Origin of the sequence: Sorangium sp. So ce321, from assembly GCF_051530195.1 — a bacterium.
Taxonomy (GTDB): domain Bacteria; phylum Myxococcota_A; class Polyangia; order Polyangiales; family Polyangiaceae; genus Sorangium.
This window is the reverse complement of the sequence record NZ_CP150329.1, coordinates 9,249,265-9,270,124: the sequence shown is the minus strand read 5'-3', so window position 1 is coordinate 9,270,124 and position 20,860 is coordinate 9,249,265. Positions and strand designations below refer to the sequence as shown.

13 protein-coding genes are annotated in these 20,860 nt (G+C 71.9%); 3 read left to right on the top strand and 10 right to left on the bottom strand.

Annotated features, from left to right (window positions below; all coding sequences use genetic code 11):
• Nucleotides 1-269: 269 nt before the first annotated feature.
• The 3 genes from WME89_RS34190 to WME89_RS34180 all read right to left on the bottom strand — a co-directional run bounded on the left by WME89_RS34190 (nucleotide 270) and on the right by WME89_RS34180 (nucleotide 4,299).
• Entirely contained in the window at nucleotides 270-1,940 is a 1,671-nt protein-coding gene (locus tag WME89_RS34190; protein WP_438003841.1) for a glycoside hydrolase family 1 protein, read from the bottom strand.
• A gap of 11 nt (nucleotides 1,941-1,951) precedes the next feature.
• Nucleotides 1,952-3,427 carry a hypothetical protein gene (locus WME89_RS34185; protein ID WP_438003840.1) on the bottom strand — a complete coding sequence of 492 codons (1,476 nt, stop codon included), beginning with the start codon at nucleotides 3,425-3,427 and terminating at the stop codon, nucleotides 1,952-1,954.
• A 365-nt stretch (nucleotides 3,428-3,792) separates the two neighbouring features.
• Nucleotides 3,793-4,299: a hotdog fold domain-containing protein gene (locus tag WME89_RS34180; protein ID WP_438003839.1), complete on the bottom strand. Its 507-nt coding sequence runs from the start codon at nucleotides 4,297-4,299 to the stop codon at nucleotides 3,793-3,795.
• Nucleotides 4,300-4,841: 542 nt separating this feature from the next.
• Here WME89_RS34180 and WME89_RS34175 point away from each other — a divergent pair.
• Nucleotides 4,842-6,236 carry an RNA polymerase sigma factor gene (locus WME89_RS34175; protein WP_438003838.1) on the top strand — a complete coding sequence of 465 codons (1,395 nt, stop codon included), beginning with the start codon at nucleotides 4,842-4,844 and terminating at the stop codon, nucleotides 6,234-6,236.
• Nucleotides 6,237-6,724: 488 nt separating this feature from the next.
• On the opposite strand, the gene WME89_RS34170 is transcribed toward WME89_RS34175, so the two are convergent.
• The 3 genes from WME89_RS34170 to WME89_RS34160 are packed head-to-tail and all read right to left on the bottom strand — an operon-like array spanning nucleotide 6,725 to nucleotide 10,682.
• Nucleotides 6,725-8,974: a hypothetical protein gene (locus tag WME89_RS34170; RefSeq protein ID WP_438003837.1), complete on the bottom strand. Its 2,250-nt coding sequence runs from the start codon at nucleotides 8,972-8,974 to the stop codon at nucleotides 6,725-6,727.
• Nucleotides 8,971-10,371: a hypothetical protein gene (locus tag WME89_RS34165; protein ID WP_438003836.1), complete on the bottom strand. Its 1,401-nt coding sequence runs from the start codon at nucleotides 10,369-10,371 to the stop codon at nucleotides 8,971-8,973. Before WME89_RS34165 ends, WME89_RS34170 begins: the two co-directional genes overlap by 4 nt.
• Entirely contained in the window at nucleotides 10,368-10,682 is a 315-nt protein-coding gene (locus WME89_RS34160) for a hypothetical protein (RefSeq protein WP_437661250.1), read from the bottom strand. Before WME89_RS34160 ends, WME89_RS34165 begins: the two co-directional genes overlap by 4 nt.
• Nucleotides 10,683-11,121: 439 nt before the next feature.
• Here WME89_RS34160 and WME89_RS34155 point away from each other — a divergent pair, with 439 nt between their 5' ends.
• Together WME89_RS34155 and WME89_RS34150 are read left to right on the top strand one after the other, a co-directional pair.
• Nucleotides 11,122-12,189, top strand: coding sequence for a cobalamin-independent methionine synthase II family protein (locus tag WME89_RS34155; protein ID WP_438003835.1), 1,068 nt, complete (start codon nucleotides 11,122-11,124; stop codon nucleotides 12,187-12,189).
• The gene (locus tag WME89_RS34150; RefSeq protein WP_438003834.1) at nucleotides 12,182-14,467 is read left to right on the top strand and encodes an ATP-binding protein; all 2,286 of its coding nucleotides are present in this window, start codon (nucleotides 12,182-12,184) and stop codon (nucleotides 14,465-14,467) included. Before WME89_RS34155 ends, WME89_RS34150 begins: the two co-directional genes overlap by 8 nt.
• Nucleotides 14,468-14,489: 22 nt before the next feature.
• Here WME89_RS34150 and WME89_RS34145 read toward each other — a convergent pair whose 3' ends face one another.
• The 4 genes from WME89_RS34145 to WME89_RS34130 all read right to left on the bottom strand — a co-directional run bounded on the left by WME89_RS34145 (nucleotide 14,490) and on the right by WME89_RS34130 (nucleotide 20,801).
• Nucleotides 14,490-15,257, bottom strand: a complete 768-nt coding sequence (locus WME89_RS34145; protein ID WP_438003833.1) for a glucose 1-dehydrogenase — start codon at nucleotides 15,255-15,257, stop codon at nucleotides 14,490-14,492.
• Nucleotides 15,258-15,270: 13 nt separating this feature from the next.
• Nucleotides 15,271-15,873, bottom strand: coding sequence for an RloB family protein (locus WME89_RS34140; protein WP_438003832.1), 603 nt, complete (start codon nucleotides 15,871-15,873; stop codon nucleotides 15,271-15,273).
• Between the two features lie 29 nt (nucleotides 15,874-15,902).
• Complete coding sequence (locus WME89_RS34135; RefSeq protein ID WP_438003831.1) at nucleotides 15,903-20,426, bottom strand: AAA family ATPase; 4,524 nt, start codon at nucleotides 20,424-20,426, stop codon at nucleotides 15,903-15,905.
• Between the two features lie 183 nt (nucleotides 20,427-20,609).
• Entirely contained in the window at nucleotides 20,610-20,801 is a 192-nt protein-coding gene (locus tag WME89_RS34130) for an SDR family NAD(P)-dependent oxidoreductase (protein WP_438003830.1), read from the bottom strand.
• Nucleotides 20,802-20,860 lie beyond the last annotated feature (59 nt).

Genomic DNA, 20,860 nt, shown 5'->3' with positions numbered 1-20,860 from the left:
GCCTCCGGGGCGACGGCCATCGCGGTCGCCCGCGGACGACCGCGATAGCCGTCGTACTCGGGCCGGGGGTGACGATTCCGTGATTCGTCGATATCGCAGCGGCGTAATCCGGCGGTGTCTCTCGGCGGGTCGAACGAACCTGGTATGGAGACCGACGAGCGGCGGTGCCTTCAATCGAGCAATTCGGTTCAGGACGCGCGGGGACGACCTGGACCATGGAGGCGGGGGTGACTTCTGCGCCCCCAGAAACGAACCTGGCCGACTCGGCTCTAGTTCCCGTTACAGCGCTCGAGGCCCTCGGCCTCCGGCTCGGGCGTCATCGGCCCGTCGCCGCCGTGGGCCGCCCGCAGCGCGCTCGTGAGCGCGCGCCCGCGGGCGATCTCGCCGAGGACCTCGGCGCCCTTCGTCGCCGTGCGCTCGTAGGAGCCGTAGTCGACGGTGTAGAGCCCGAAGCGCGGCGCGAACCCCTCGGCCCACTCGAAGTTGTCGTAGAGGCTCCAGTGGTAGTAGCCGCGCACGTCGACGCCGTCGCCCCGCGCGCGCTCGATCTGCTCGAGGGCCCGCACGACGACCTCGGCCCGCCGCTCGCCCACCCGGGTGGCGATCCCCGACTCGGTGACGACGAGGGGCAGCTCGGGGAAGCGCGCGCCGAGGTCCTTGAGCACGGTGTACAGGCCGGGCGCATGATGCTCGTAGCGCATCGCCGGCACGCAGAACGTCGGGTCGACCGGGGGCACGCACGCGCCGAAGTCGAGCCCGTTCACGCAGGGCGTGAGGTTCAGCACCGGCACGATGCCACCGTCCCCCGTCACGCCGGCGCGGAAGTAGTACTGGACCCCGAGCCAGTCGAGGGTGCCCCGGAGGCCGGGGAGCTCCAGGTCGGGCTCGCCGTCGAGATCGCTGTCCAGCCTGCCGCTCAGGACGGCGTCGACCACGAGGTGGTTGTAGACGTAGGCCATGCGATCGCGCGCCTCGACGTCCTCGGGGTCGTCGCTCGGCCGGTGGTTGCGCGCCGCGACCCAGTCGCCGACCGAGAGCGTCAGCCCGACGTCCGCCGCCTCGCCGTCCCCGTCCGCGTCCACCGTGTCGGCCTCCGCGAGCGCCCGGTACGCCGCCGCGTGCGCGAGCAGGGTGTCGCGCAGCACCGGCACGAACTCGCCGAGGAGGTCGCCGAGGAGGGCGGATTTCCCGGGGGGGAACGCGCCCACGCCGTAGGCGGCGAGCAGGTAGTTGAACGGCTCGTTCAGCGTCCCCCAGTCATCCACCCGGTCGCCGAAGCGCGCGGCGAGCAGGGCCGCGTGCTCGGCCATCTCCTCGATCACGAGCGGCCCGCCCTCGGGGTGCCCGAAGCCGCAGAGGTTGTCGTCGCCGGGGCCTGAGGCGCAGCCTGTGTGCCGCGGGTCGTCCAGCCAGACCGGGTTGGAGAAGTGGTGCAGGGTGACCACGGGGCGGATCCCCGCCGCGACGAGCGCGTCGAGGAGCCGGTCGTAGTGGGCGAGCGCCTCCTCGTCGATGACGTCTCGCCGCGGCTCGATCCGGGCCCACTCCATGCTGAACCGGTACGAGTCGAGCCCCATCTCCCGGAGCAGCGCGACGTCCTCGAGCGCCTTCGAGAAGCCGCGCGAGGCGTCGCCCACGAACTCCGCGCCCCTGCCCATGCCGCCCTCGGCCTTCGGGCGCGTGAACACGTACCAGTCCGTTGCCGGGTTGCTGTCCTCGATCTGGGTCGCGGCGCTGGCGGCGCCGAGGCGGAAGCTGCCCTTGCCGGGCGGCGCCGAGAGCGAGCCCGGCGCGCCGTAGGCGATGTCGGGCAGCGGCAGCCGCGCCGGCGCCACGGCCTCCTCGGAGGCGCAGGCCGCGGCGGCGAGGGGGAGGGCGGCGAGCGTGGCGAGGGCGCGCCCGCGTCGCGCGGCCGGACCTCGCCTGCGGTGGGCGGGCATGGGGGAGGGGCTCAGTTGATCGGGGGGATCTCGGTCTTGCAGCCGACGCGGAGCTCGACCTGCCCGCCCTCGCGGAACTGGGTGCAGGTCGCGGGGCACATCACGATCTTCGTCGGCGCGCTGCCTGTCGCGGGGTCGACGTCGTAGTACCAGCCGCCCGCCGTCGCGTCACAGCGCGCCTCGTCGCCCACGTAGAAGATGGTCGACGAGCCGTTGCCGCCGGGCGGCGTGTGCTCGACGTTGAGCGTCCCGTAGTCGAGCGTCTGCCCGGAGGACGGCGCCGGGACCTGGTACTCGCACGCGAGGCTCTTCCCGCGGATCTCGGTGAGCGCGTCGAGGAAGGCCTGCGTCACGTCGGTGCTCGTGTCGATGAAGAACGCCGACGTCGTCCCGCCGCCCTCGGCGATGCGGTCCATCGTCTCCTGCGCGCCGTCGTCGTTGCCGTCGAAGACGCCGATCACGAAGGTGGAGATGCTCGGCGTGCCGCTCACCGCCGCGCTGGCGATCTCGGCGATGCCGTCGGCGCTCAGGGGATCGCACTCGGTGGGCATGCCGTCGGTGGCGAGCACGGTGACGACGCGGTGGGTCGAGTTCGCCTCGGCGTGGGCGCGGGCCTGCGCGAGCGCGCCGGAGAGGGCGCCGGCGGTCGGCGTCGCGCCGAGCGGCTCCTTCGCGGCGATCGAGGCGACGAGCTCCTGGGCCGAGGCGGTGTCGAGCGGCGCGATCGGCACGTCGGGCTCCGCGTAGACCTCCGCGTTGCACGAATCCGGGTGCGCGCACTCGCTCTCGGTCAGCCGCTGGCACGACCCCGCGCCGCGGCCGCAGCTCACGCCCACGGGCGCGCACAGGTCGCCGGTCCCGGAGCACTCGCCGAGGTCGATGCAGGTGTCGCGCGCCCCGCAGTCGGCGTTCGTCTCGCAGATCGTGATCGGCGTCGCGCTGCGGCAGATCCGGAGGGCGCACGGGCCGCCGGGGCCGCACTGGGAGCTCTCCGTGCACGTCTCGGGCACGTCGGGGTCGCGCAGCGGGAAGTACTGGAGCCCGACGCCGAGGCCCGCCGACTGTGGGTCGGTGAAGAACGCCTCGAGCGCCTCGGTCACGGCGTCCCACTTGCTCACGAGCGGCGAGATCTGCTCCTTCATCGACCCGGACGCGTCGAGCATGATGTACAGATCGAGCGGCACGAGCTCCGCGGTGGTCGTCTCGCCGGCGCAGGAAGCGGCGCCCCCGGCGCCCTCGCCCGAGCCGCTGCTGGATGCGGCGTTGACGCCCCCGATGTCATCGCCGCTGGAGCTCGAGCCGGAGCCCGTCACCGACCCTGTCGGCGCGCCGGTGCCCGCGCCCGAGCCAGCGTCCGACCCCGCGCCCGAGCCGGCCCCACCCCCGCCGGATCCATCGCCGACCGAGCCGCTGGACCCACCACATGCCGCGAAGAACACGCCGAGCGCTGTCGCAGCGAGTGCCACCTTCGTTGATCGGTTCTCCATGATCAGAATCGAAACACCCTGGGAAGCCTTTGTCGAGTGTGCGTTTCCCTGGGATCCATCCAGGTTCGGATCTGGTGTGGTGCGGGGTGAGACTCCACGGGAAAGGTGAGAATGACACCCGGATGTCATGTGTGCTTCAGGGCACAGGAGCGCACTGGATCTCAGGATGTCTCGGCGCACAGGGCTCCTCCGGAGCGCGATGGGGATCGGCTCTGAGCACGGAGCTGAGAGGCAGGAATGAGGCAGGAAGAGGCAGGAAGGCGAGCTCGAGGCGTTCCCGCATGAGGGCTTCTCGCCCTCTCACGTTCATGGGAGCTCGCTGCGGGCCGCGCGGGCGGCGCGACCGCCGCCGGCGGCGCTCAGGGCTACTTCTTCGGGCCGACGAGGCTGCGGAGGGTGGCGCGGGCGACCTCGGTGCCTGTCGCGTCTCGCAGGCTCACGGGGATCTGGTATTCCCTGCGTTCGCTGGTGTCTGGGACAGGGCACTCGCAGACGGCGCGGATCGTGCCGCGGGCCTTCTTCAGGTACTCGATCGAGAGGCCCGCGACGATGAACCGGGCGTCGTCGGGCAGCGAGTAGGACAGCGCCGTGTTGCCGGTGAGCTCGGCGAGGTTGACGAGCGCCACGGCGTGCACGGAGCGGAGGTGGTTGCGCAGTCCGGGCCGGTCGCGCATCGTCACCTCCGCGCGGCCGCGCTCGAGGACCTCGATATGGGCCCGGATCGTGCTCGTGTAGGGGGCCATGACGCCGAGGGTGCTGCTGAACAGGCGCTTGCCGCCCGGCACGTGACGCAGCTTGTCCCAGAGGTCGCGAAGGACGTTGCGGCGCGAGCTCGCCGTGAGCGAAGCGAGGGAGAAGTCGGAGAGGTTCATGCGATGGATCCGCGTGGCGGCGCAGCGTGCCTCAAGTCGCCCGCGAGCGCACCCGGAATGAGGCATCGAGGCGCGCGTGCGTGAACGACGGAGGCCAGGGCGCGGTCGCCGTCGCCGTCGTCGCCGCCGTCGTTCAGCGCTGCTGCGCGCGTCGCCGGGGCCGGACCGCGCCGGCGACGGCCGGGAGATCTCGTTGTCGCGGCCGCCCGCCGCGACCACTCCGGCTCTCGGCCCCGGCGCGGACTCCGGCCGCCTTCGCCTGGCCACTTTCTGGGTGGCTCCTTACATTCAAATTACGTCCAAGGGGTTCTTCTGCGGCGGGCAAGACGGCCGAAAATAACCATTCGCCGCGAGAATTGTACCGGCTCTGCTCATTGAATAGTTGGATGGGTCCAGGAGCCCGCCGGCACCCTCTTTCGTGCCGATTTCGCGGTGTTCTCGGCGTGCTGGCACAGGCAAGCGACCGTCCGGCGCCAGCGCGCGCGCCGGGTGACCTGCCCCGGGCGGTAAACGCCCGTCTACGGCCGGAATTTGGCATATGTATGACACGACCTCGTCGCCCGGGCCAAGGTGGTCCACCCGAGAAAGAGCGCGCTTTCGAGCTGCTCTTTCGTGAGAAGACGTTCGCGCTCGTATGGCGCTGGTTGACGCGCCTGGGAGTCCCGCTGCGCGACCGTGGAGATCTCGCGCAGGACGTCTTGCTCTCCGCGTACCTGAGCTTCGACAACTACAAGCCTGAGATCTCCCGGCCTGAGCGGTGGCTGAACAGGATCGCCGTCCACACCGCCGCGCACTACCGGGAGCGGGCCCAGTATCGCTATGAAGAGCTGGTGTCCGAAGAGGAGTTCCCGGTCCTCGTCGATCAGTCCAAGACCCCGGACGAGCTGATGATCTCGGACCAGGAGCGGCTCATGGTGCTCGAGCTCCTGCACCACCTCGACGTCGACGCGCACTCGATCCTCGTCGCGCACGACCTCGACGGTGTCCCGATGGCGGACCTCGCGCAGCAGCGCGGAATCCCGCTGTCCACGGCGTACAAGTGGCGCGCGCGCGCGCTCGCCCTGTTCCACGATATCGTGGCGAAGCGCCGCCGCGAGGACCGCAAGAAGGAGGGCCCGCGCTTCGTGGTGCCCGTGGATCTCGCGGCGCTCTTCGCCACCGCCCGCGTCGCGCCGCGCGTGCCCGAGGACGTCCGGCTCTCGATCATTCGCGGCGTGCAGGAGTCGGCGCGGGCGATCGAGGAGGGCGGCACCGGGAAGGCGGCCGCTGGCCTCGACAAGGCGCTGAGCGACGTCACGACGTGGGTGAAGGGGCTCTGGAAGCTCCTCCAGCAGCTGCTGCCGAGCGCGGGCGTGGGGCCCCTCGTCGCCGCGCCTGTCGCGGTGACGGTGGTCGCAGGGGCGCTCTGGCTCGCGCTCCGCGCGCCCGATCCGCCGCCCGCGCCGGCGGTGATGCACGTCGGCCCCGCCATCACCGCCGCGGCGTCGCCCCCCGTCGAGCCCGAGCCGCCGGAGCCGCTCCCTCCGCCGGCCGTCGCGGAGCCGGTCGAGCCGCCGCCGAGGAGCGCCCCGGAGCCGCGGCGCCAGCGGCTCCCGGAGCCGGCGAGGGGCGAGCGCGCGCCGGAGGCCGCGGAGCCCGCGGAGACCGCGGGCGAGCTCACGACGCCCGGCGGCGACAGGGACATGGAGCTGTTCGAGGCGTGCAGCGAGGCGCTGGACCAGCGCGATCCGAGCCGGGCGATCAGAGAGCTCGAGCGGTACGAGCGCGAGATGCCGAAGAGCGCCTTCGGGTCGGAGAGGACTGTGCTCTGGATCCGGGCGCTCCGGCTCGCGGGGCGCCACAGCGAGGCGCGCGCCCTGCTCGCGCAGGCCCGGCGCGACTCGTCAATCAAGCAGGGCTTGCTCGACGAGCTCGACGAGAACGTGTCCGGACCGTGAGCGAGCCTCGCGCGGCGCACCGCGGGCCCTCGAGGGCCCAGCGGTATCGTCGCCCGGGAGGAGAGGGCCACAGGCTCATGCCCCGCTTACGTTGTTCGTCTTAGCCTCCCGTCGTTCGTCTTCCCTCTCCCATCTTCCCTCTCCCGTCTTTCGTGCGCGTGCGCGTGCGCGTGCGCGTGCGCGTGCGCGTGCGCGTGCGCGTGCGCGGCGGTGCGTCTTTCGGGCGCGTGCGCGGCGGTGCGTCTTTCGGGCGCGTGCGCGGCGGTGCGTCTTTCGTGCACGTGCGCGTAATCCGTGCGCGTAATCGGAAGGATATGTGTCGCGCACGCGCACGCGCACGAAAGACGCGCACGGGGGACGAGGACGGGAGAGGGAAGACGGGAGAGGGAAGATGGGAGAGGGAAGACGAACGATGGAAGAGGGGGGACGGGCGATGGAGAAGGGGAGCCCAGAGACTCGAGCGGCCTGAGTGCTGATCTCGCGGGCGCTCAGTCGCCCGCGTACGTGCCGAAGCTCGCGCTCCGGCTCGTCGAGACCTGAGGGGCGGCCTGGCCGACCTGCACGACCGCGGAGAGGAACGCGGCCGGCTTCAGCCCCTCGTCCGGCCCCGCCTCGTTGGTGATGTACTCCAGCCCGATCCCCGCCAGGAAGCCGAACGACGTGGTGTTGCCGCCCGAGCCGAGGATCGGGACCGTCGGCGCGATGCCGACATAGCCGAGCAGGCCGACCCTGCCCTCGCCGAGCGTCTGCACGAAGCCGCCGAGCTGCGCCGCGACAGGGAAGGCCCGGCGCTCCACCGGATCGTAGCGGTCGATCGCGAGCGCCACGCCGACGGCGCTGAGCACGCTCCGCGTGACGAGCGGCTTCTCCACCCACGGCGCGCGGGTGATCTGCAGCGTCGCGAGCATCGCCGGGACGGTCAGGTAGGTGCGGAAGCAGCTCCCCGCGGCCTCGAGCGTCTCGAAGTTATCCTCCCCGCACAGCGGGACCGAGTGGATCGCCACCGAGCCGACGAGCCGCCGGGCGCGCTCCGGCTCGCCGGGATCGCTCGAGCGCAGCGAGCTCGCGACGCGCCCCGCGTCGGACAGGAGCACCACCTTGCCCTGCGGGCTCAGCGGGTCGCTGTAGACGGCCAGCCGGAGCCGCGCGTCGCCGTCGAAGTCCTCGGCGAGCGGCGGGAGAGGGAACTCCGCGCTGCTCGGCGTGACGATCCAGGTGCCGTCCTGCAGGAGCTCGATCGGCGCGCCGCCCCGCAGCTGGTCGGTGCGCGTCAGCGAGACGTGGAGCGCGAGCGGCGCGACGAGCCGGTGCTTCGTCTGGCCCGTGAGCCGGATCCGGCAGTTGCCCAGCCTGAGCGGCGCCGGCGAGATGACGACCGCCCCGTGCGCGAGCGGCTGCGGCCCAGGGCGCGACGGGTCGGCGCCGGGCGCCAGGCCGGCCTGGGGCGGGGGCCTCGGGCCGCCCGGCGCCGCCGCCGGCGCCGCCGCGGTCGGCCCCTGGCGGGCGCCTGCGGGGGGCGTGCCGGCGCCGCCCCGGGGCTGCCCTGTCGCGGCGCGAGGCGGCGCGCGCCCCCCTGGCGGGGCCGCGGCAGGCCCCGTGGGCCCGGGCGGGCGCGCGCTCCCCGGCGGCGGGGCGCTCCCGGGGTCCGCGCGGGGCGCGATCGGCGTGGGGCCGCAGTCGACCTTCAAGTCGTCCGCGAGCGGATCGGGGAAGAGGAGCCGCGCGGGGTTCGACTCGACCAGGTTCTCGAGCGGCGGGATCGTGACCCGGTACGTCGCGTTGACCACGTTGCCGGCCGCGGGCTCGTGGAGGTTGAACGCGGTGACGCGGAGCCAGCCGCCGCCCGGGAAGACGCGCAGCACCTTGCCGTCGGGGCGCCCGCAGCCGCCCGAGGCGACCTCGAGGACGGGCACGGTGAACGTGCGCTGGAACGGCTGCACCCGGGCGTTGCCGCAGCTGTCGACGATGGCGAGGTAGTGGAAGTCGGCCATCTCGGACTGCTTCGGCCACTGCATGCCCAGCGTGAGCTCGCCCGCGTCGGGCGGCGGCGGCTCGGGCCGGCCGTCGCGGCACACGTCCGCGCGGTCCGCGTGGTCGCGCGGCGACGCGGCCGCGACGCCCGGCGCGCCGGCGGGGAACCTCGCGGCGTCAGCGACCGGCGCGACAGGCCGGTACGCGCAGACGTGGCGGTACGAGCGGCGGCCGAGGAGCACCGGATCGAAGTCGAGCAGGCGCTGGCCGTCCTCGCTGAGCCGCCCCCAGACCGTGAGCGGGAGGGGCAGCGTCGGCGTCTGGAGCTTGATCGAGCGCAGGATCTGGTCGCCGATCGGGCTCTGCCCGGGATCGCCGGTCTGCGCGGCGCAGCCGCCGCCGCTGCACAGCCAGCGGCCGCCCCGGCGCGCGGCCTCGATCGGGACCGGATCGGTGTCGCGGACGCTCATCCAGACGCGGCGCGCGTCCGGGAAGATCTCCGGGCCCCCGCCCGACGCCGCCGCGGCGCCCGCCGTGCCCGCCGGGGCGCGCACGACCTGCAAGCTGCCGCCGAAGTCGGCGGGGACGGCCATCGGCGGCGCGCCGGTCGCGCTCCGCGCCCCGGCCGGCGCCGCCGCGGGCGCGGCCTCCTCGTCCGCCTCGGCGTCCGTCTCGGGCTCGTCCTGCGCCGGCGCCGCCGCGGGCGCCGCGAGCGCGGCCGCCAGCGCGACGGCCGACAGGAACATCGCGGACCTGCGCGCGCTCACGGCGAGCCCTCCTCGCGCGACGCCGGCGCTGGCTCTGGTCCCGGCTCCGGCTCCGGCTCCTCCGGCTCCGGCTCCTCCGGCTCCGGCTCCTCCGGCTCCGGCTCCGGCGCCACCACGACGGTGATGGGCTCGGAGGTGCATTCCGGGCTCGCGAGCAGGCGCGGCGTCACCCGGAGCTCCGTCGTCCCCGGCGCGATCGCGACGCCCTGGATGATCGTCGCCTCGCTGTCCTCGCCGCGCAGGGTCACGGACGCCTCGCCGAGCGCGATCACCTGATCGTCGCCGACGGCGAGGTCGACCGGGACGGCGATGCGCACGCGCTCGGCGTTGTAAGCGCTCACCTCGAAGAGGTCTCCCGGCGTCCCCGCGGTCACGACGCTCCGGAGGGCGCGCACGCGGAGCAGGCGCGGCTCGGGGTCGACCGTGAGCGACGGGCCCGGCTCGATCGCCTTCTGCCCCGAGCTCACCGCGAGCGTCACCTCGCCGCCGAGATCGCTGAAGCACAGCGTGAAGGGCGGGCTCTCCCCGGTCGCGCCGAGCAGCACGCGCAGGCGCGTGGCCCGCTCGCGGCAGTCGGGGGTGATCGACAGGGCGGCCTCGCTGTGCAGCGACTCGATGATCACCGGGGCGTGCTCCACCACGCCCGGCGCGTTCTGGGGGGGCGACGCGCGGACGCGGGCCTCGCGCGCCCGGATCGCGCCCGGCCGCCAGGTGGCGCCGAGGTCGTCGGGGAGGGGGCCGATCGTGCACGTGAGCGGCAGGTACGTCGCGAGCACCCGAGCGCTCTCGCCGAGGCCCCCCGCGATGAGCGCGAAGTTGGTGGCGTCCTCCGGCAGGCCCGCGGGGAGCACCGTGATCGGGAGCTCCTCGGTGCGGTCGGCCCAGGCGACGACGAGCCGCGCCTCGCCGGACCAGTCGCCCTCGGAGGCGGCGGTGAGGCGGGCGTAGCCCTGCGTGCCCGCCGTGCAGCGGAACGCGCCGTCCTTCACCGCGCACGAGGCCCCGTCGCCCGGCTCGCCTTCGGCCGGGCGCAGCGCGAGCGCCTCGCTCGGGACCACGCGGACCTCGACGTAGGCGCCGTAGGCCGGCTCGTTCGCCTCGGTGAGCTTGAGCGAGACGTCGGTGCGCCAGGGGCTCTGGCGGGGCAGCACCGGCCTGCCCGCCTCGTCGAGCGTGTCGGCCGCGAACAGCGGCCCTGCGACGTCGGCGCGCAGGTCGACCTGCCCGCTCGCGGCGAGCGGGTACCCGCGCTCGATGCAGGCGGCGGCGAGCGGGAGCGCGCCGACGAGGAGCGCCGCCGCGGCGGCCTCCGCTCCGGGTCGGCGGCGGAGGCGAGGCGCGCGCGGCGCGTGAAGCGCGCGCGGGGCCGGATGCACGGCCGGTCGAGGGGCGCTCACTTCTGGTAGATCTCGGTGTACTCGGTCCCGAGCGGGTGGCGGTGCCACGCGTAGGCGCGCTGGGGAAACCCGCTCTCGTCCGTGTAGTCGCACGGGCCGAGCTCCCACTCGGTGTGCCAGACGCTCGCGCCCGTCGCCGGGTCGACGGACACCGAGTGCGCGGTCACGTCGCCCTCCGGCTCGTCCGGGTCGTGCGCGACGCGCGTCGCCTCGTCGAGGTAGCGCTCGAGGACAGCGATGGGGACGCGCGCCACGCGCTTGCCGGGCATCGGGATGAGGAACACGTCGCTCTCGTCAACGGTGCGGGTCATGGAGCTCTCTTCCGGCGAGCAGCGAGGGCGGCCCTGGAGGCCGCGATCGCCGCCTCCAGGGCCGCACGCCACGCTGGAGCGCGATCCCGGAGCCGGCGCTCGGCGCTGTCCCTCCGCGCTTCACGCTTCCTCGAGCATACCCGTATCGGTCGCCGCGCGGGAGCGCCTCGAGCGGCGCGGGCGCGCGAGGCGCTCCCGCGCGCGCGGCGCTCCCGCCGGGGTCGCGACCGCGGCGCGACCTCCCGCCGCCTGCGCTCGCGTCACGCGGCGCCCGCGTCACGCCGCGCTCGCCGGCGGCGCGAGCTCGCCGCACGCCGGGGTAACGACGCCACGACGACCGTGCTACTAGCTTGAGCTCAAACAACGGCCCAACGAGGGCCACACTGGCTTGCGCGGCCGAGGTTCGCCGGACGGTCACACGACAGGGAGAACCACCTCGATGAGCATTCCGACCGAGCCCATCGGCAGCATCCCCAGGCCCGAGGCACTGATCGAGGCGACCTCCACGCGAGACCACATGGAGCCGGCCCTGGACGCGCTCTACGATGAGGCCATCAAGGACACCGTCGAGCGCTTCGAGGCCACGGGCTCGCCGGTGATCACCGACGGCGAGCAGCGGAAATATCATAATTTCTGGACTTACTGTGTCCACGGGCTGCCGAACATGGCGCCTGACGGCTTCAAGATCCCCTTCACGGCGGGGCACGTCCGCCGGATGCCGCGGCTCATCAGGGGGCCCTTCAGGTACCGGGTGCGCGCGAGCTGCTACCTCGAGATCGCCCAGCGGTACGCGCGCGTCCCGCTCAAGCAGGCGGTCATCTCTCCCTCGGCGCTGAGCCTGCTCTACCCCGCCGAGGGCATCCAGGGCTACTCGCGCGACCAGTTCATCGACGACCTGCTCACCGAGCACGAGGCCGAGGTCCGCGGCTGCCTGGAGAGGGGCGCCCACAAGGTCCAGATCGACTTCACCGAGGGGCGCCTGGCGATCAAGGTCGATCCGACCGGCGACCTCCTGACCAGCTTCATCGACCTCAACAACCTCGCCCTGTCGCGCTTCTCCGTCGCGGAGCGCGCGCGCCTCGGCGTCCACACCTGCCCCGGGGGCGACCGCGACTCGACGCACAGCGCCGACGTCGATTATGCCGAGCTCCTGCCCAGCTTGTTCCAGCTGAACGTCGGGAGCTTCTACATCGCGCTGGCGGGAGAGCGGGATAGGCCCCGGATCTTGAAGGTCATCCGCGAGCACCTCAGGCCGGACTGCCGGGTCTTCGTCGGGGTCGTCTCGCCGATCGATCCGCGCATCGAGACGCCCGAGGAGGTGCGGGATCGCGTCCTGGAGGCCGCCGCCTATATCCCTGTCGCCCAGCTCGGCACCACCGACGACTGTGGCTTCTCGCCCTTCAGCGACGACACCTCCACCAGCCGGGACACGGCCTTCGCGAAGATCCGATCGCGCGTAATCGGCACCGGCCTCGCGGCGCAGATCCTCGGAGTCGATGATGGCTGATCAGGAACACGAAGAAGAACAGCTCCTGCGCTCTGTCGCCCTGCAGAACGCGCAGAGCATCCTCGCCGCCCGCCAGCGCGCCGAGCAGGAGCTCCTTCGCACCAAGGAGGCGCTCGAGGCGAGGACCGCGGAGCTCGCCCGGTCCCTCGCGATGATGCGCGCCACGCTCGAGTCCACCACCGACGGGATCCTCGTCGTCGACCGGGCCGGCAACGTGGCGGACTTCAACGAGAAGCTCGTGCTGCTCTGGCGGCTGCCCCGGGAGGCGCTCGAGTCGCGGCAGCACCAGCCCGTCCTCGAGCTGATCTCGCGGCATTTCAAGGACCCGGGGCGCTTCCTCGCGCGCGTGGACGAGATCCAGCGGACGGGGCCCCGGGAGAGCTACGACCTCCTGGAGCTCGCGGACGGGCGGGTGCTCGAGCGGTTCTCCAAGGTCCAGACGGTCGACGAGCGCGACGTCGGCCGCGTCTGGATCCTGCGCGACATCACCGAGCGACGGCGCGCCGAGGAGGCGCTGGAGGACGAGACGCGGGTCCTCGAGCTGCTGAACCGGACCGGGGACGCCATCGCCTCGACGCTGGACGTGCAGGCGTTGCTGCAGTCGATCACCGACGCCACGACGCAGCTCAGCGGCGCGGAGTTCGGCGCCTTCTTCTACAGCGTGCGGGACGCGAAGGGCGACGCCTTCGAGCTCTACACCCTGTCGGGGGCCCCGCGGGAGGCGTTCGAGCGCTTCGGGTACCCGCGCGCGACCGAGCTGTTCGGCCCCACGTTCCGCGGCGAGGGGCCGATCCGCTGCGATGACGTCCTCTTCGACCCGCGCTACGGGAAGATGGCGCCCCATCACGGGATGCCGCCGGGGCACCTGCCGGTCAGGAGCTACCTCGCGGTCCCGGTCGCCTCGCGCGCCGGCGAGCCGATCGGCGGGCTGTTCTTCGGCCACAGCCAGACCGCCGTCTTCACCGAGCGGACCGAGCGCCTGATCCTGGGGGTCGCCGCGCAGGCCTCGGTGGCGATCGACAACGCGCGGCTGTACGAGCACGTGAAGCGCGCCGCCGACGAGCGGGCGCGGCTGCTCGAGACAGAGCGGGCTTCCCGCGCCGAGCTGGAGCGCGTCAGCGTCATGAAGGACGAGTTCCTCGCGACCCTGTCCCACGAGCTGAGGACCCCGCTCAACGCCATCCTCGGCTGGTCCGAGCTCCTGCTCGAGCAGAGCAGCGACGAGGCGGAGCTGCGGCAGGGCCTCGAGACGATCGCCCGCAACGCCCGCGCGCAGGCGCAGCTCATCGAGGATCTGCTCGACATGAACCGGATCATCTCGGGCAAGGTCCGGCTCGACGTGCAGCGCGCCGACCTCGCGGCGGTCGTGGACGCCGCGGTGGACTCGGTGCGCCCGTCCGTGGAGGCGAAGGGCATCCGCCTCCGCAAGATCATCGACCCGCTGGCCGGGCCCGTGTCCGGGGACCCGAACCGGCTGCAGCAGGTGGTCTGGAACCTCCTCTCGAACGCCGTGAAGTTCACGCCGAGGGGCGGCAAGATCGACGTGCTGCTCGAGCGGGTGAGCTCCCACATCGAGATCACGGTGCACGACTCGGGGGTGGGCATCGCCCCCGAGTTTCTGTCGCAGATCTTCGAGCGCTTCCGGCAGGCCGACTCGTCGACCACGCGGAGGTTCGGCGGCCTCGGCCTCGGGCTGTCGATCGTGAAGCAGCTGGTCGAGCTCCACGGCGGGACCGTCCACGCCGAGAGCTCGGGGGCGGGGCAGGGCTCCACGTTCGTCGTGTGCCTGCCGCTGCAGGTCGTCCGCGAGGCGCCCGAGCGCGAGCACCCGACCAGCGCGAAGGCCGTCCCGCCGCGGCAAGGCGAGATCGCCCTCGCGGGGATCAAGGTCCTCGTGGTCGAGGACGAGCCGGACGCGCGAGAGCTGTTGAAATGGGTGCTCGCCCGGAGCAAGGCGGACGTCGTCACGGCGTCGTCGGCGACCGAGGGGTTCGAGCTCGTGAGGACCACGCACCCCGACGTGGTGGTGAGCGACATCGGGATGCCCGGGAAGGATGGCTATCAGTTCATGCGCGAGGTCCGCAGCCTGCCGCCGTCCGAGGGCGGCAAGGTCCCGGCGATCGCGCTCACGGCCTTCGCGCGCTCCGAGGATCGGACCAAGGCGATGCTCGCGGGCTATCAGGTGCACCTCGCCAAGCCGATCGAGCCGCGGGAGCTGGCGGCCACCATCCGCAGCCTGGCGGGGCGCACCGGTGACGCGCGCGACGGCAAGGGCTGACCGGCGACGCGCCGCGCCCGGGCTACCGCGCCAGCTGCCCGCCGTCGACCGGTAGGGAGTGCCCGTTCACGAACGACGCGTCGTCCGAGCAGAGCCAGGCGATCACCCGCGCGACCTCGTCGACCCGGGCCGGGCGGCCCACCGGGATGGCTGCGATGTAGGGGTCCATCAGCCCCGGATGGTTCGCCATCACGTGGTCGACCATGGGCGTGCCCGCGACGACCGTGGGCGCGACGGCGTTCACGCGGATCCCCTGCGCCGCGTAGCAGAGCGCGGCCGACTTCGTGAGCCCCTCGATCGCGTGCTTCGTGGCCACGTAGATCGAGCCGGTCGGCGTGCCGGTGTGGCCCAGCACCGAGGACAGGTTGACCACGCTCCCGCCGCCGCCCTGCCGCAGCATCTGCCGGATCTCGTGCTTCATGCAGAGGAACGTGCCCTTGCAGTTCACGCCCATCATCCGGTCGAACACGGCGTCGTCGGCGTCGGTGATCGGCACGAAATCCTCGCTGATGCCCGCCGAGTTGACCGCGCAGTCGAGCCGGCCCCAGCGCTCCACGGTCGCCGCGACGAGGGCCTGCACCTCGTCGGCGCTCGTGACGTCGACGCGCGCGGACGTGGCCTCGCCGCCGAGGTCCGTCGCCTCGCTGGCGACCGCGCGGCACTCCGCCTCGCGCCGCGCGGCGACGACCACCTTCGCGCCCGCCGCCGCGAGCGCGAGCGCCGCCGCGCGCCCGATCCCCGAGCTGCCGCCCACGACGAGCGCGACCTTGTTCTTCAGTGTCACGGACATGACCTCTCCTCCTTCAGCTGCCAGCGGCGCCGATCAATCGCGACGCCAGCTGGTAGACGTGGGACCCGATGGATTGGGGCCATCGGTCCCCACCAGGATCGAGCGCGCTTGCGCGGCGGATCGCGTCGAGGACGGCAGAACGGGGAAAATGGTCCATGTCCAGGTTGGACTTGTTGTATCGGCCGAGCTGCATTCGCAGCGCCCGCGAGCAGTCAGCGCACGTGCTTATCGAGGACACGTCGTCGCTCACATGCAGCAACAGCCAGAGCTCGAAGCATGGCCGGCTCACCGCCACGAAGAAGCCTTTCTGAAAAGCTTCCCGAGTCACCTGCGGCAGGTGTCGCTCCCAGACGCGGTCCGCGTCGATGATCAGCCACAGTTCGTCGTCCGCGATCAGGTTGTACTGCGAGGCGATCTCCGACAGCCGCTCGAGGACGTGGCGCGGCGCGGAAGTGCCTGCATCGAGAGGTGTCGGGATGACCTCTATCTTGACCCGGAGCCGATCGACGACGCCCCGCTCCTGCAGGCCCCTGAAATACTGCGGCTCGGTGACCGCTCCCTCCGTGGCCAGGATGAAGAGCCGCGCGTCGCGCTGCTGCACGCTCCTGTCGAGCAAGCCGGTGCGGGAATACCTCTGGCCCACCATCAATCGGTCTCGACCTTCATCCAGCCGAGCCGGCGAGGATCACCGAAGAACGGGATGGCCCCGAAGCGGCCCTGGAGATATCCCTGCTCCAGATGGCCGGCGAGCTGCTCCAGCTGCGCGCCCTTGAACTCCGAGAGCGCATAGAGGCTCGATGCGCCCGCGGCGTCTTTCTGGACGAACCAGATCGAGTCTCGGCTGAGCAGGCGTACGTCGAGCAGGTTCGTGTCGTGGGTGGTGAAGATCAGCTGCCCGAACCCCGCCGCCGGAGCGACCGAAAGAAAGGACTGGATGAAGGCACGGGTGAGCAGCGGGTGAAGGCTGCGGTCCAGCTCGTCGATCGCGTAGACTCGCGCCGCGGCGCCGCGCTGCTGCCCTATCTCATACACGAACGGTGCGATATGGAGAAGCCGCCTCGTCCCATCGGATTCCTCTTCGAGGGGGAAGGCGACCCGCCGGCCGGCGGCGCCGGGGTGCACCAGGTGAATCCTGTGCTCGACGGCGCCCGTCGACGAGGCGACCGGCTCGACGTCGAGGCTCGCGACACCTGTATCTGCTCCGCTCAAGAAGCTCTCGATGAACGCCTTGAATGAAGGTTCCTGCGCGACGCGCGTCGCGAGATCCGCGAAGGTGGAGTCGGGGAGGACGACATGGATCCCGGTCCGGAACCACCGCGTGACGTGAGCGAGCTCGAGGACGTTTCGCTCGCTCGCCTCCGTCAAGAAGAGCTGGTTGTCGCGAGTCCCCTCGGCCACGAACCCGAGAAACTGACGGCGCCCGGAGTCGTTCAGGAGCGCGTCGCCGAGCTCGATCCGTGGCCGCCCCGAGCGGGATTCATCGTAAGAGCGCTCGAAAACCCGCCGCTCTTGCGCGCCGTCGTGCTCGAACAACCACTCGGACAAGATGGCCCGAGGGGAAGCGACGAACCCGTAGGAGTAGCGCCGGCCGGCCATCCCGAGCTCGAACTCGAAGCGGCTCGGCGCGTTCGCCTGCTCGCCCAGCTTGAACGGCGTGACGCCGGTCGGCTCACCGCTCTTCGTGCCCTTGACGACGAGGTGCTGGGCGAACTGGAGCGCCTTGACCAAGTTCGACTTCCCCGAGGCGTTGGCGCCGTAGATCGCCGCGCACTTGAGGACGCGCTGACCTGCGTCCAGACGTGCGACCTGGTTCTCGGCGTGGGGTACTCCGTCCACCGCGACCAAGCTGAGCACCGCCTTGCCCCGGAAGGAGAGGAAGTTCTCGACGACGAACTGCAGAAGCAGCATCTCGCTCGCCGCCGGGCTGTCCGGCGTCGGTCTCACGTTACCGAGCGGCTCCTGCTCAGGTAGATGTTTTACGGCCTCCGTGAGCGCCTCGAGCAAGGTGGACTTGTCCGGCGGGGTACGGTCCTCCTGGGCCGTACCCGCGAGCTCGTCCGGGAGGGTGCCGTGCTTCGCGAGCCAGCGGCGCGCCGCCTCGTGGGCTTGCGCTTCGTCCGCGGCGGTCAGATCGTCCCGCAGAAGAAGCGTATAAACGACCGTGATGGCCCATCGCTGGTCCGCAAACACGGAGAGCCAGGAGAGCGCGTGTCGGACGATGAGCGCGGCGTCTTCCGGCCCCGCCGCTTCATACACGCTGCCTGGACGCAAGAGCGGGAAGAGCAGCCTCCGCGCATCCGCGCTCTGCCCATGCTGAGAGAGCCACCCCACGGCCCTCGCAACGCTGGCCGCGAGCCTCCCTGGGTCGGGATCGGCGCGCCCCAGGAGCGGAGCGAGCACGCGCCACGCCGTCGGGCCGCTGCCGTGCTCCTCAAGCCAGGACAAGGAGAGGTCGATCGCCTCGGCGGCGCTGGTCGCGTCGAGATCGGGACGCGCCAGCAAGGGGGCGAGGACCTGCCAGGCGGAAGGTTCCTGGAGGTAACTACGCGCCCACTGCAAACCACTTCGTGTGGCCAGCGGTGCACTCTCGGCATCCAGGTCACGTCTGGCCAGCAAGGGTGCCAGGATGGCGCGCCAGGCCGCATCAGCAGAGCTATGGCGGGTGAGCGCGGCGAGCGCCAACGTGACCGCACGGGTGGCGTCTCTCGGCGCAAGATCCTGGCGTGTAAGCACCCAGCCGAGGAGCACGTGGTCCGCGGGAGAAGCGCCGCCGTGACGGGATAACCAGGAAAAGGCCAGCTCGACCCCCCTTGCGGCGCGAGCAGGCGAGATGTCTGGCCGTTCGAGGAGCGCGGAGAGGAGACGCGAGGTCGAACGCTCCACCGCCTGATGTGAAAGGGCGGACAGCGCTGCCTCGACCGCCTGGTCGACGGCGTGAGGGGAGAGGTCGCGACGCTTGAGGAGCGCCTCCAGGAGCGGGCGACAGGAAGGCTTCGCCGTGCGGTTGACAAGCCACGACAATGCGGCTTCCACGGCGTGTTGTCTCCGCGCGGGGTCAAGGTTCTCGGCGGAGACGAGAAATTGCAGGAGAAGGCGCGCCTCGTCTGCGCTGCCGTGACGTTCGATCGCCGTGAAGGCGAGCTCGAGCGCGCGCTCCCTGGACTCGGTCTCGAGGTCGTTTCGCCGAAGGAGCGCGTTCAGAACCAGGAGCGCTTGCGGGGTATCTGACCGCTGGCCCAGCCAGGTGAACGCCGTCTCGACTGCTCGTGCGGCGTCTCCGGCCGAGAGATCGGAGCGCTGCAGGAGGGCCGACAGGATGTCGCCCGCCTGTGCCACCCCCAGCTGCCCGTCGAGCCACCCCAGTGCGACGTCCGTTGCCCGTCTGGCGCTCTCCGCGTCGAGATCGGGGCGGCCGACGAGCGTCGCCACCATCGCGGCGGCGTCCTCTGCAGCGCCATGACGAGCCAGCCAGGCGAACGCCGCCTCCGCCGTGCGCGCGGCGATGTCAGCGGGCAGATCACGTCGGGCGAGCAAGACCTCGATGACGGGGCGGGCTTCCGAGGCGTCGTGTTGATCCAGCCAGCTCAACGCGGCTTGGGAGAGATATTCGACAGTTTGCCGGTCCAGGTCCTTGCGCGACAGCGTCCCCCGGAAAAGCCACGCGGCCTCGTCGATCCATCCGTTGTCGTCCAGCCAGAGCCGCGCGAGATCGAGCAGCTTGTCGTCCAGCTCCTCTGCCTGTTCGAGCCTTCTCAAGAGCGGTACCAGCGCCAGCGGCCGCGTGGCGTACAGCGATAGCCACGGCAGTGCCAGGCGGTCCCAGCTGGCGCTCGAGCTGTGCTCCCACAGCGGATCGGTGAAGAGAGCCACCAATGCGTCTTCCGCCTGCTCGGGCTCGGCCCCCCTGAGCATGGCTCCGATCGCCGGCGCCATCGCCGTGAGCCATCGCTCCGTCGCCTGGATCAGACCGGCTTCAAACCTGCCTGCCTGCGAGCGGACCAGTCGCGTCAGCGCTCGGCTCAGGCCTCGCAGCGATCGCGGCGAGCGCCTGGCTGGGGTGAGAACGCTGGTGAGTACCGCCTCGCGCAGCGCCCCCTCGGGGGTCCGGAGGACCTGCACCAGGAGCTCCTCGGCGAGCACATCGAGCGCGGGCTCAGGCTCCTCGTCGTGCTCGGCGGTGAGCCAGCCGAGCTGCTGCAGCGCATGCACGACGCGGCGTCCGATGAGCCCTACCTGCGGCGAGCTCATCCGAGCGCCCGGCCAGGCGGTGATCACCTCACGCGCGACCTCGATCAGCTCCTCTTCGCCCAACGGCGCCGAAGCCAGCAGTGCAGCCGCGGCGACCACGCCGGGCGTGATCGCTCCGTTGTCGAGCGCCGCGAGCGAGCCGGGCGCGAGATCGGCCTCGGCGAGCTGGTCCCGGAGGAGGGCCCGCAGGTCGCCGGGCACGGTAGCGCCCGGCGTGTGCTCGGCCAGCGTCCCCGCGAGGGCTCGCTGCTCGAGCGCATGCAGGACGGCGAGCGCGACGGCTGGCTCTTCTCCAGCGAGCTGCAGGACCGCCGCTTCGCCGAGCTGCTCCGTCGCACGCGGCGCGACCTTTGCCGGCATGCTCGCGGTCAGCTGCCGCTCCTGTACGTCACCTCGGTGCAGCGTGATTACATCGAAGATCGGCGGGACGCCGGCTCCGCGATCGACCGCATCCGGCGCGCGTGCCGATGCGAGGAACACGATGCGCCTGCCGCGCCGCGCGGCGAGCGCGGCGAGCCAGGGCACCAGCGCCGGGAGGTCGTTCGGCAAGCGCTCCAGGTCATCGAAGATGAGCAGCGTGTCGCTGTCGTGCCCCAGCACCGCCTCGGCGAGCGCGTCATCCGGGATGCCCGGAGGGACGAAGCGCTCGGCCACGCCGCCGATCTTCGCGCGACGTGCGACCTCGATCAGCGTTCGCGTCTTGCCGATCCCTGCGGGCCCGACGAGCAGCAGCACGGCGGCCTTCCCCCTGCTCAAGCTCTCCGCGAGGAGGCGCTCTGGATGCGTCTCGCTGTCCGACGGCGGAGCGACGAACGGCAACGCGTCGGGCAGAAGGAAGCGCCGCAAACCGGTGAGCCGCCGCTCCAGGTCCTCCAGGGGCATGAGAAGCGGCAGATCGGGAGAGCGGTTCTGTGTCGTCATTCCTTCGGCTTCAACATGCCGCTGCGCGTACGCCGGGAGTACTTTGTTTTGCCGACCACGGCGAGCGTGGCCGTCCCGGCGAGCCTCCCGCATCGGATGTTGCGAACCTTTCCATGTCCTCCAGGGAAAGGGGAAGAAATTGCCGTGAAAGGAGCCACCCTGGAACGAGCGCGTCGCGCTGGATCACGGCGACCGGGGGATGGCCTCGCCGCCGAGGTCCGTCGCCTCGCTGGCGACCGCGCGGCACTCCGCCTCGCGCCGCGCGGCGACGACCACCTTCGCGCCCGCCGCCGCGAGCGCGAGCGCCGCCGCGCGCCCGATCCCCGAGCTGCCGCCCACGACGAGCGCGACCTTGTTCTTCAGTGTCACGGACATGACCTCTCCTCCGGCGAACACATCACCACAGAACGCGAGCGGCCGAGGGCGGCGCGTGG

Coding starts and splice junctions, on each gene's coding strand:
- WME89_RS34175 (WP_438003838.1), top strand. CDS start 4,842: ATGACACGACCTCGTCGCCCGGGCCAAGGTGGTCCACCCGAGAAAGAG.
- WME89_RS34130 (WP_438003830.1), bottom strand. CDS start 20,801: ATGTCCGTGACACTGAAGAACAAGGTCGCGCTCGTCGTGGGCGGCAGC.
- WME89_RS34145 (WP_438003833.1), bottom strand. CDS start 15,257: ATGTCCGTGACACTGAAGAACAAGGTCGCGCTCGTCGTGGGCGGCAGC.
- WME89_RS34150 (WP_438003834.1), top strand. CDS start 12,182: ATGGCTGATCAGGAACACGAAGAAGAACAGCTCCTGCGCTCTGTCGCC.
- WME89_RS34190 (WP_438003841.1), bottom strand. CDS start 1,940: ATGCCCGCCCACCGCAGGCGAGGTCCGGCCGCGCGACGCGGGCGCGCC.
- WME89_RS34160 (WP_437661250.1), bottom strand. CDS start 10,682: ATGACCCGCACCGTTGACGAGAGCGACGTGTTCCTCATCCCGATGCCC.
- WME89_RS34135 (WP_438003831.1), bottom strand. CDS start 20,426: ATGACGACACAGAACCGCTCTCCCGATCTGCCGCTTCTCATGCCCCTG.
- WME89_RS34180 (WP_438003839.1), bottom strand. CDS start 4,299: ATGAACCTCTCCGACTTCTCCCTCGCTTCGCTCACGGCGAGCTCGCGC.
- WME89_RS34185 (WP_438003840.1), bottom strand. CDS start 3,427: ATGGAGAACCGATCAACGAAGGTGGCACTCGCTGCGACAGCGCTCGGC.
- WME89_RS34155 (WP_438003835.1), top strand. CDS start 11,122: ATGAGCATTCCGACCGAGCCCATCGGCAGCATCCCCAGGCCCGAGGCA.